General features: G+C 63.9%; 1 protein-coding gene. It reads right to left on the bottom strand.

Annotated elements, in window-relative coordinates; genetic code table 11:
• Window positions 1–505 precede the first annotated feature (505 nt).
• Window positions 506–9,688 carry a hypothetical protein gene (locus ACFSDX_RS14550; protein ID WP_382314750.1) on the bottom strand — a complete coding sequence of 3,061 codons (9,183 nt, stop codon included), beginning with the start codon at window positions 9,686–9,688 and terminating at the stop codon, window positions 506–508.
• Window positions 9,689–10,096 lie beyond the last annotated feature (408 nt).

The following is a 10,096-nucleotide window of genomic DNA, read 5'->3' as shown; positions in this document are numbered from 1 at the left end:
CGTGCCCCATGCTGTGGCTAGTAGCCAGAGTGCCCAGCGTCGGCCTTGTAAAGCTATTGGCATAAAGCAAAATTGTATTAAAAAGATAGAAACTAACTCTTGTCACTTATGCAAATGTAGCGTTGGAATTGTAGTTCGAAAAACGAAGTTTCTTCGAATAGCTATAAAAATGGCGTAAAATGAGCTTTTTTCTCTTTGAAATCATATTTTAGACATATTGAAGGTTTTTGTATATTGTACTTTATGAATAAAAACTTACAATAATTTATTTTGTATTCATTTTATAAATTGGTATTAAAGCGAGAATAAATTTAACTCGTCTGTTCGTCCCCTTCCTGGGGCACGGCGGCCTGGGTTTCGCCCGGCTTGCCAGCCCATCAACCGGGCGCACCGGTGCCACTTTGGCGGTGGCCTAGGGCTTGCCAGCCCGAGCCAGCGCGGGGGCCAAAAAAAAGGCCCTTCCCGAATGGGAAGGGCCTTTTTGGTGCCTAGGGGGCCGGTTGGCTTATTCCTTGGTCAGGCGCAGGGCCTGGCGCAGGGGCGAGCCGTCGGGCTGCTGGCCCGCCACGACGAGCACGTAGGAGCCGCTGGCCAGGCCGGTCAGCTCCAGGGGCTGGGGCCGGCCGCCGGCCAGGGTCCAGGTGCGCACCTGGCGGCCGGTGGCGTCGAGCAGCAGCACCTGGTAGGTGCGGGCGGCGGGCAGCTGGCTCAGGTCGAGGCTGGTGGTGGTGGCCACGGGGTTAGGGTACAGGCCCAGGCTCACGGCCGCCACTTTGGGGAAGCTGAGGGTGCGCTGGGGCGAGTAGGAGCTGGTGCCGTCGCGGTCCACTTGGCGCAGGCGGTAGTAGACGAGGCCGGTGGCCTTGGCCGCTACGCCGGCATCGGTGAGCGTGTAGGTCGAGGCGGCGGCGGTGGTGCCGTGGCCGGCTACTTTGGCAATGGCCGTGAAGCTGGTGCCGTCGAAGCTGCGCTCGACTTCGAAGTAGTCGTTGTTCTTCTCCGAGGCGGTGCGCCAGTTGAGCAGGGCGTCGCGGTTGGCCACGGCCTGGGCCGTGAACTCAACCAGTACCACCGGCAGTGGGGTAGCCCCGAGGGCAAACGTAACGGGTACGGTGCTGGTGCCGCCGTTGGCGTCGGTCGTGGTTACCTGCAGCGAGTAGCTGGTCGTCTGCGTCAGCTTGGGCAGCAGGCTGGCGTCGCTCACGTAGATGCGGCCGGTGGCTGGGTCGAGGCTTACGCCAGTGGGCAGCGTGCCCGAGGCAAGCACGGCGTTGGCCAGGCCATTGCTGGCGCCGCCTTGCAGCGCACCATCGGGGTTGTAGATGGTGCCGGTGCTGTTGTAGATGGCCGCGTTGGGGTCAACAGCCTGGGCCAGTACCTCGTTGGTCGCGTAGATGCTCTTGCCCGAGTTGTACGTGGTGTAGGCCGAGTTCTGGTCCTGCGCCACCGGAATGGTGTACAGCGCCGTGTTGCTCACGGTCAGCCCATTGTCGATGGCCTGGAACGTGAAGGTGGCGTTGCCCACGTAGCCGAGGGTAGGCGCAAAGTACAGGCCCGCCGCTGGCACGTCGCCCACGGAGGCCCGGGTGCCGTTGCTGAGGTACAGGATGCCCTGCGTGGGGTCGGGCAGGCTCACCAGGGCGTACTTGCTGACGGTGCCGTCGGCATCGGTCGCGTTGAGCGGCGAGATGAGCAGGCCAGTGGGCGCTTGCTGGTTGGCTGTGTTGCCACGGGCGTTTTGCAGCGTGTTCCACAGGTTCTGCGCCACCGGGGCCTGGTTGGCCTGGGCAGTGGTCAGGGTAGCGCCGTTGTTATCGGGGTTGCTCTCGCCGGTAGCGGTTACCGTGGCCGTGAGGGGCAGGCTGCCCGTAGCAGGCATGACAACGGTGAACGAGTTGGTGACAGCGCCGCTGGCACCGGCCGCCTGGCCACTGATGGCCGGGAAGGTAATCAAGCCCGTGCCGCTATCGTAGGAAGCTCCCGTGGGCAGGCCGCCCACGGTCGAGCCGGCTGGTACGGTCACCATCTGGGTGGTGCTGTTGGCGGTGGCCGACGAGGTTGAGGGGCCGTTGTTGGTCGTGGTTACTGAGTAGGTGTTCACGCTGCCGGGCTGGGCCGAGGCCGGGCCGGCCAGGCTGGTCACCACATCGTAAGCCGGCGTGATGTTGAGCTGGCTGCCCGCTACGTTGTTGGCCGGGTTGGGGTCCGACGTGTTGGACGACACCGACGAAGCCGAGATGGCGACCGCATTGGCGGGAGCCGTGAGGCTGACGGTATACCTAGTCAGGTTGCCAGGGCCCTGGCTGTCGATGGTAGGCAGCGTGATTTGGCCGGTAACGCTGTTGTAAGCATTGGGTACTACCACGCCGCCAGCGTCGCGCACCACCACGTTGGTTAGCCCGGCGGGCAGGTAGGCAGTGGGCATCACCTTGATGGCCGCCGTGGTGCCGCTGGTGTTGCGGAAGTTCAGGGTGTACTCAACCGTGACGCCAGCTACTGCGGGCGAGGGCGGCGTCGTGATGCTCGTGACCAGGTCAGCCACGTCGGGGGTAGCCGGGGCCACCGCCGTCGTGATGCCGGAGGTGTTGTTGCCGGCCACTAGGTCGGTGCTGGTAGTCGAAACCGTGGCCGTGCCGCTGAGCTGGCCATTGGCCGAGCTGCTGGGCATAGTGAAGGTGACCAGGCCCACGCGGCTGTCGCCGGTAGCCAGCGTGAGGCTCGGGAAAGTAACCAGGCCCGTGGTGGCATTGTAGGTGCCGCCGCCGGTGAGGGTCACGCCATTGTTGCTGCTGCCATCGGCATTGGTTACTACTGCGCTCGTGCCGGTGAGGCCGGCCGGCAATTGCAGCGTGGCTTGCACGGCGCTGGCGGTGCTAGGTCCGTTGTTGGCCGTGGTTACGGCGTAGGTCACGGCGTTGCCGGCTACGGCGGTGGCCGGGCCACTCAGGTACACGGCTACGTCGGCGGCGGGGCTCACCGTGGTGCGCAGGGCCGACGTGTTGTTGGTCGTGGCCACATCGGTAGTGCCGCTGCTGACGAAGCTGCTCGCCGCGAAGCTTTGGGCCGGGGCGGCAAACGAGAGGCTGTACACCTGGCTGCTACCGGCCGGGGCGTTGGCCACGGCGGGGAACGAAACCAGGCCAGTGGCGGGGTTATACGCGTTGGTGATAACGTTGCCAGTGGCATCCTGCACGAGCACGCTGGCGAGGCCGGCGGGCAGCTGGGCCGTTTCGACCACCGAGGTAGCCGAGCCGGTGCCCTGGTTGGTGAAGGTGGCCGTGTAGCTCACCGTCTGGCCGGCCGCGGCCGCGCTGGGGCCGGTGAGGCGTGCCGTTAAGTCGACGGGCGTAACCACTTTCACCGCTACCGACGACGTGTTGTCGGCCGGTACGGGGTCGCTGTTGTCGGTGCTGACCGAGGCCGTGGCCAGCAACTGGCCGTTGTTGCCGACGTTGGCCGGCACCGTTACCGCCAGCTTGTCGTAGGTAAACGAGCTGCCGCTGGCCTGCGAAAGGAGGGTCGGGTAGGTGAGCAAGCCCGTTACCGTATCATAGGTAGTGGTGCCCGCCGCCGTTACGAACGAGATGATGGTCCCCGTCTGGGTGCCGCTCACCCCGCCCACGGTCAGCGTTGAGCTGCCCGGGTTGATGGCGGAGGACGTGAGGCCCGGCAGCAGTTGCACGCGCTCGACCACGTTGTTGACCGAGGTGGTGTTCAGGAAGCCGTTGTTGAACGACTGCACCGTGTAGGTAACCACCGAGCCCGCGCTCACTATCGTGGCATCGGCCGTGATGGTCGTGGCCTCGTTGGTTTTGGCCAGCGTGGCGTTCGTGATGGCTACTTGCGTGCTGGTCGGGCTGCCGTTGAGGTAAGCCGTATTGTTGGCCGCGTTCGTGTCGCCGCTCGTGGGGGCTACCACGGCCGAGGGGGCGAAGGCGGTAGCGGGCGCACTGAAGCTGACGCTGTTGGTCACCGTTTCGCCGCTGGGCAGGTTGGCCAGCGCCGGGAAGGTAACCGTGCCCGTTTTCATGTTTGCGTTGTACACGTAGATGCCGCCGTTGGTGATGTACACGTTGGTCAGGGGCAAATCAGACGGAATGATAACCGTCTGCGAAGCCACCGGCGCACCGTTGGGGCCGTTGTTGGTCGTGGTCACGTACAGCACCATGGGCGAGCCCGCAATGGTCGTGGCCGGGCCCGTGAGGGTCGTGGCCAGGTCAAACTGGGCGGGCGTTACGGCCGTCGCCGTGTTGTTGGCCGTCAGGCCGGCCTCGTTGGTCGTGGTGCTCATGCTGGCCGTAGCCGCTACGGGCGTCTGGCTGCTGGTGAGGTTGTAGCTGATGGTCGAGGTGAACGGGCTGTTGGGGGCAAGGCTCGCGGGCGACATATTATTGTAAGTCACCAGGCCGGTCGTGGCATTGTAGTAGCCGTTGGTTACGGTCACGCCGTTGTCGCTGCTGCCATCGGGGTTGGTGCTGGGCGTAGCCGAGCCCGTGAGGCCGGCGGGCAGCTGCACGTTGCCCATCACGCCATTGGCCGTTTGCGGGCCTTTGTTGTCGAACGTCACGGTGAAGGTGCCGGTTGTGGGCGTTGCGCTCGCCGTGATGGTGACTACCACATCGGCCGTGGCTACCGTGTTCAGGGCTAGTGGGCTCGTGTTCGGGGCGGCGTTGCTGCCCTCGGCCGAGGTCGTGCTGGTAGTACCCGTGAGCGTAGAGGCGCCTGTGGCAAGCGGCGCCGTAAAGCTGAACATCACTACGCTGCGGGCATCGCTGGCCAGGGAGGCAACGGGGCCGAAGTCGATGGTGCCGGCGGTGGCGAACGAAGCATCTGGATAAATTGCCCGGATGGCGTCCTGCTGCTGCATCGAAACCGTGGCGCCGCTGGGCAGCGTCACGATGCGGCTCACGTTAGCGGCGGCACTGGGGCCTTCATTGGTGAAGGTGGCCGTGAAGATGCCGGTGGGCTGGCCCGCGTTGAGCGTGGTGGGGCCGCTCAGGGCCACGGTTACGTCGGCGGCGGCGGTCACCGTCGAGCTGAAGGAGGCCATGTTGTTGGCCACCAGGCCCAGCTCTGGGGTGCTCGTGGTGGTGGTGCTTTTCGTGGCTACCGTACCTAGGACCGTGGGCGCCGTGTAGGCAAAGGCGTAGGAGAACGAGGCGCCGCTCGGCAGTTGGGCCAGCGTGCCAAAGTCGATGGTGATGGGCGCGCTGGTGCCGGTGGCGGCGGGGGTAAACGTGGTGCCCGGGTACGCCGCCACGATGGCGGCGCGCTGGGCCGGCGTCAGGCCCGACCCCGCGGGCAGCATTACCTGCTGCGCCACGGCCGTGGCGGTGCCCGTGCCCACGTTGGAGAACGTAACCGTGAAGTTGTCGGTGGGCTGGCCAGCGCTTATCGACGCTGGGCCCGTGATGGTCGTGGCTACGTCGGCCACGCAGTTGGCGCCCGCCGTGCTGCCCGCAATGCTGTTATTGATGCCCGTGTTAGTTACGCCGCCTAGGCCAGTAGCCGCGCCAAAGGCCACCCGGCTGCCGTTCGTTTCTACCGTGGTGCCATTGACTCCGCCGGCAGCGCTTATCGTGGCTGTTACGCCGCTGGTGGTGAAAACGACACCGCCGCCGCCGCCGCCGCCCGGTCCGTGGGGGCCCGAGTTGGTGGCCGGGTTGGTATTGCCGCCCGTGCCGCCATTAGCATTTAGTGTTAGGGCGCTGGTGCTGCGGGCCGTGATGAGGATGGCCCCACCGGCGCCGCCTCCGCCCGCGCCGTCGTCGACCGTGCTGTTGTTGGCGTTGCCGCCATTGGCCAGGATGGCGCCCGCACCCGTGATGGTGCCCGTGCGCAGCAGCACAATACCGCCGCCCGTTGCCCCGCTGCTAGCCAGGCCATTGCCGGGCGTGCCGGTCGAGTTGTTGGTGGTGCCGGCGCCGCCGCCGCCGCCCAGTACCAGGCGCGAGCTTGTGACCGCGCTGAAGCTAGCGCCCGGCTCGCCGCCGATGGCTAATTTGTCGCCAAAGTTATCGCCTCCGCGGCCGCCGGTGCCACCATTGGCGCCGCCGCCGCCGCCGCTGTTATTGATGTTGTTGTTACCACCACCGCCGGCATTGCCGGGGGCGCCGCGGCCGCTAGTGCCACCCGCGTAGCCGTCGATGCCCGTGTCGCTGATGGCATTAGTAGTTACATCATCAGCAGAGGTTGGCACGGTTACGTAGCGTGGGGTGCCGGCGGTGCCTTCGCCCTTCTGCGCGTTGGCGTTGGCGGTCGTTAGGTTCACATAGTCGTTGTTGTTGCCTGCCGCCGTAGCCTGCGTGCGGCCCCCGCCGCCGCGGAAGCCGCGGCCCGAAGCGTCGATGGAGTTGCCGTTGAGGTTAATTTGGCCGGCCACATCGAGGGCTATAATGCCGCCGATGCTGCCATTCCAGGCGGTTGCCTTGAGCGTGCCGGTTAGCGTTACGTTGCCGTATTGCGGAATGCGCACTACCTGAAAGCGGCGTGGGCCGGCCGTGGCCGAAGCTGCCGAACTTACGTAGCTGTTTGCCAGGGGCGAAATGGCTAGGCTGCCGCCCCCTAGGCCAAGGGGCGTAGTGTTAGCCGCCACCACGTACTCATAGGTGCCAGCCTGAAAGTTGGCTGCCGAATTGCCGTTGGCTCCGCCGCCGCTCACGCCATCGCCGTAGCTGGCTGTGTTTGTGTAGTCGATGTCCGCGCCCTGCATCTGGATAACCAGTAGCAGGTCGCCCTGCGAGATGGTGTTGGCTGCCGCCGTCCCACCTTGGATGCCCATGCCTATTGTGATGCTGGTAGCCCCCTTGGCGGCCGAAGCCGTGGCTGGGAAGTAGGTGTTCGGGTTGGTCGATAGCGTGGTAGGCGAGCCGTCTTTGCTGGGGTTAACGCAGGCCAGAGGAGGGGCAGTAGCCACCACCGGAATGGTGTACGTAGCCGTGTTAGACGTCACGTTGGCATCGTCAGTAGTCAAGTAGTTGAAGACGACGGGGCCAGCGTAGCCGCTGTTCGGGGCAAACGCGAGCTGGGCTGCCTCCGCCGGCGTCAGCGTCAGCTTGTTCAGCACCATGCCGTTCAGGTATAGTACGCCCTGGCTGGACGGGGGCAGCGCCGCGATGGTGTACGACTTCACGGTGCCGTCGGGGGCCGTGCCGCTCAGGCTGCTGATGGGCACCTGGCCCGAGGCATTCGAGATGTCGGCGGTGGTCACGTTGTTGGCCACCGGGGCCAGGCGGCACCAGCTCATGTTATCGATGCCGATAGTCTGGGTGGCCGGGTCCGCTAAAGTGGCGGCGGGCACGCCGTTGGCGTAGGTGATGGTCAGCGTCGTAATGGGGCTCGGAAACGAAGCCGTCACGGTGCCGTCGATGGGGCTGTCGGTGGCGATTTGGCCGGTGGCCGTGGCGCCGCTCACGGTTACCACGCCCGCGTTGGGGTTGGCCGCCGTCAGCAGGGGCGTAACAGCGGTGCCGGCGTTGGCACCGGCAAAGGTCACCACGTCGATGAAGCTGCCCGCGGCTCCGTCAATATCCACCACGCGCGTGGTGAAGTTGGAAATGGCGCGCGAGAAAGTGAAGGTGATGGACGAGGTGCGGCCCGCGCCCGAGTAGTCGTTGGTCCACCCTAGGCTAGCAACGGTATTCACCGTACCAATCCGGAGCGTTGCGGCTGGGTTAGTTGGGCTGGCGGAGTAGCCGCCCGAGCTAATGGTGGTGGTGGAGCCGGCGGGCACGGCCAGCGCGGGGCGGGCTTTCCAGTCTTCGTTGGCCGGGCGCGAGCCGAAGGCAAACGTGTTGGTGGCTGTGCCGCAGGGCACCACGTATTGCAGCGGAATGGTGTACGTGGCCGGGCTGGTCGACGTAGCCCCTACCTCGTCAACTACCTGGTAGGTGAAAGTGGTGTTGGCGCCTGCGTAGGCTGGATTGGCCGTGTAGCGCAGCGAAGAAGCCTGGGCCGGCGTCAGGCTCTGGTTAAGGGCTACGGGGGCGTAGGTGCCGCCCGCCGTGCTATAGAGCAGCGTGCCGGTGCCGTTGGCCGGCAGGCTCGTGATGAGGTACGAGGCAATGGTGCCGCCGTCCGGGTTCGAGCCGCTGAGGCTGCTGATACTGGCCTGGGTGGCGGTGCTCGGCAGCGGGGCGGTGGTCACGTTGTTGGCCACCGGGGCCAGGCGGCACCAGCTCATGTTATCGATGCCGATAAGCTGATTACCCGGGTCTGCCAAGGTGGCGACGGGTACGCCGTTGGCGTAGGTGATGGTCAGCGTCGTGATGGGGCTCGGGAAGTAAGCCGTCACAGTGCCATCAACGGGGCTGGTGGTAGCAGTCTGGCCGGTGGCGGTGGCGCCGCTCACGGTCACCACGCCCGCGTTGGGGTTGGCCACGGTCAGAAAGGGCGTCACGGCGGTGCCGGCGTTGGCGCCACCGAAGGTTACCACATCGATGAAGTTGCCCGCGGCTCCGTCGATGTCCTGCACCTGGGTGGTGAAGTTGGACACCGGGCGCGAGAACGTAAAGGTCACCGACGAGGTGCGGCCCGCGCCTGAAAAGTCGTTGTTCCAGAGCAGCGTGTTAGAGTTGGCCGTACCAATTTGCAGCACCGAGGTAGTGGCGGTGCTGGTGGTGTAGTTGCCCGAGCTGATGGTGGTGGTAGCGCCGGTGGGCACGGCCAGCGCGGCGTGGGTTTTCCAGTCTTCGCCCGCGGGGCGGGGGGCGAAGTCTAGGGTAGTGGTTGTGGTGCCGCAGGCCACCACGTATTGCAGCGGAATGGTGTACGCAACCGTGCCCGAGGTCAGGCCGCTATCATCCTTAGCCCGGTAGTTGAAAGTGGTGCTGGTGCCCGTAAAGCCAGCGTTGGGCGTGTAGCGCAGCGAAGCCGCCTGCGCCGCCGTCAGGCTCTGGTTCAGGGCCACGGGGGCGTAGGTGGTGCCCGTAGTGTTGTAGAGCAGCGTGCCGTTGCCGGGCAGCGAGGTCACCGTGTAGCTCAGAATACCGTCGGCCGTGCCGCTCAGACTCCGGATGCCAGCTTGCGTAGCCGAGCTAGCCACCGGAGTCGTAGTAACGGCGGTGGCGGTGGGCGCAATGCGGCACCAGCTGATGTTGTCAATGCCAACGGACTGATTGGCGACGGTGGTGGCCGTCGTTAAGTTGCGATACCGCAGCGTGATGGACGTAACCGCGCTGGGATAAGTAGCAATTACCGTAGCATCGTCGGTGGTGGCGTTGTTACCATCAGCCACAACACCCGTGGCGGTGGTACCCACAATAGTCACGTAGCGAGTGCTCGCATTGGCCTTGGCTAACGTTGGCGTTACGGGGCTCGTCGTAGGGGTTGGCCCCGTTGTAGTAAGCGACCCCGAGAACGTTACCTCGTCGGTGAAGCCGCTGCTGGCTGTGAGTAAGCCCCCCGCATTAAAAATCGCGTCGATGTCCTGTACGCGCACGGCGAGGTTGCTCACGGGCCGCGAAAAAGTATAGGTTACCGTCGAGCCGGTAGTCGCATTAGTTTTCGAGGAATAGGTAGCGCTCCAGCTCAGCGTCTGGCCATTCAGCGTCCCTGTAGCCAGCGTGCTGTTCGCATCAGCCGAGGTGTAGGTGGTGCCCACCTGCGTGAAGGAACTGGCATCGGGCGCGGGTGCGCTCGCCCGGTTCCGCCAGTCGCCCGCCACGTAGGGGTTAGTAGTGTTGGACACCCGATAGTCCAAATTGACCGGTGCAGTAGCACATACTTGGGCTTGGACCGTGGGCGGCCGGAAGGCTGCCCAGCCTAGCAACAGCATGCCTAGTCGTAAGGATGGTCGCATAGAGTAAACTAGAGAAGGAAAAAAAGGATAAAATAAATTGATGTCTTTCTGAAAACTCAGCTGTTACAGCGAATTATGTACGACAAAATTAACAAGATGTATCTCAAAACAACACAAAAAAAGAGTCCTGAAATGAGCGCCGTTTATTAGCTGAATGCAAAATTCATCAAAAAAATAGACGAATATAATAATCATAAATATCTGAAAAACAGATAACAAATAATATTACACTTTCGAGTCTATTTTTTAGAGTGTCATTCTATGGCGTAAGCTATTTTATTAGAATAGTTAAATAAA

The sequence above is a fragment of the Hymenobacter bucti genome (assembly GCF_042681145.1).
Lineage (GTDB): Bacteria > Bacteroidota > Bacteroidia > Cytophagales > Hymenobacteraceae > Hymenobacter > Hymenobacter bucti.
Note: the sequence above shows the minus strand (reverse complement) of the source record. Positions and strands in the feature narration are given on the sequence as shown.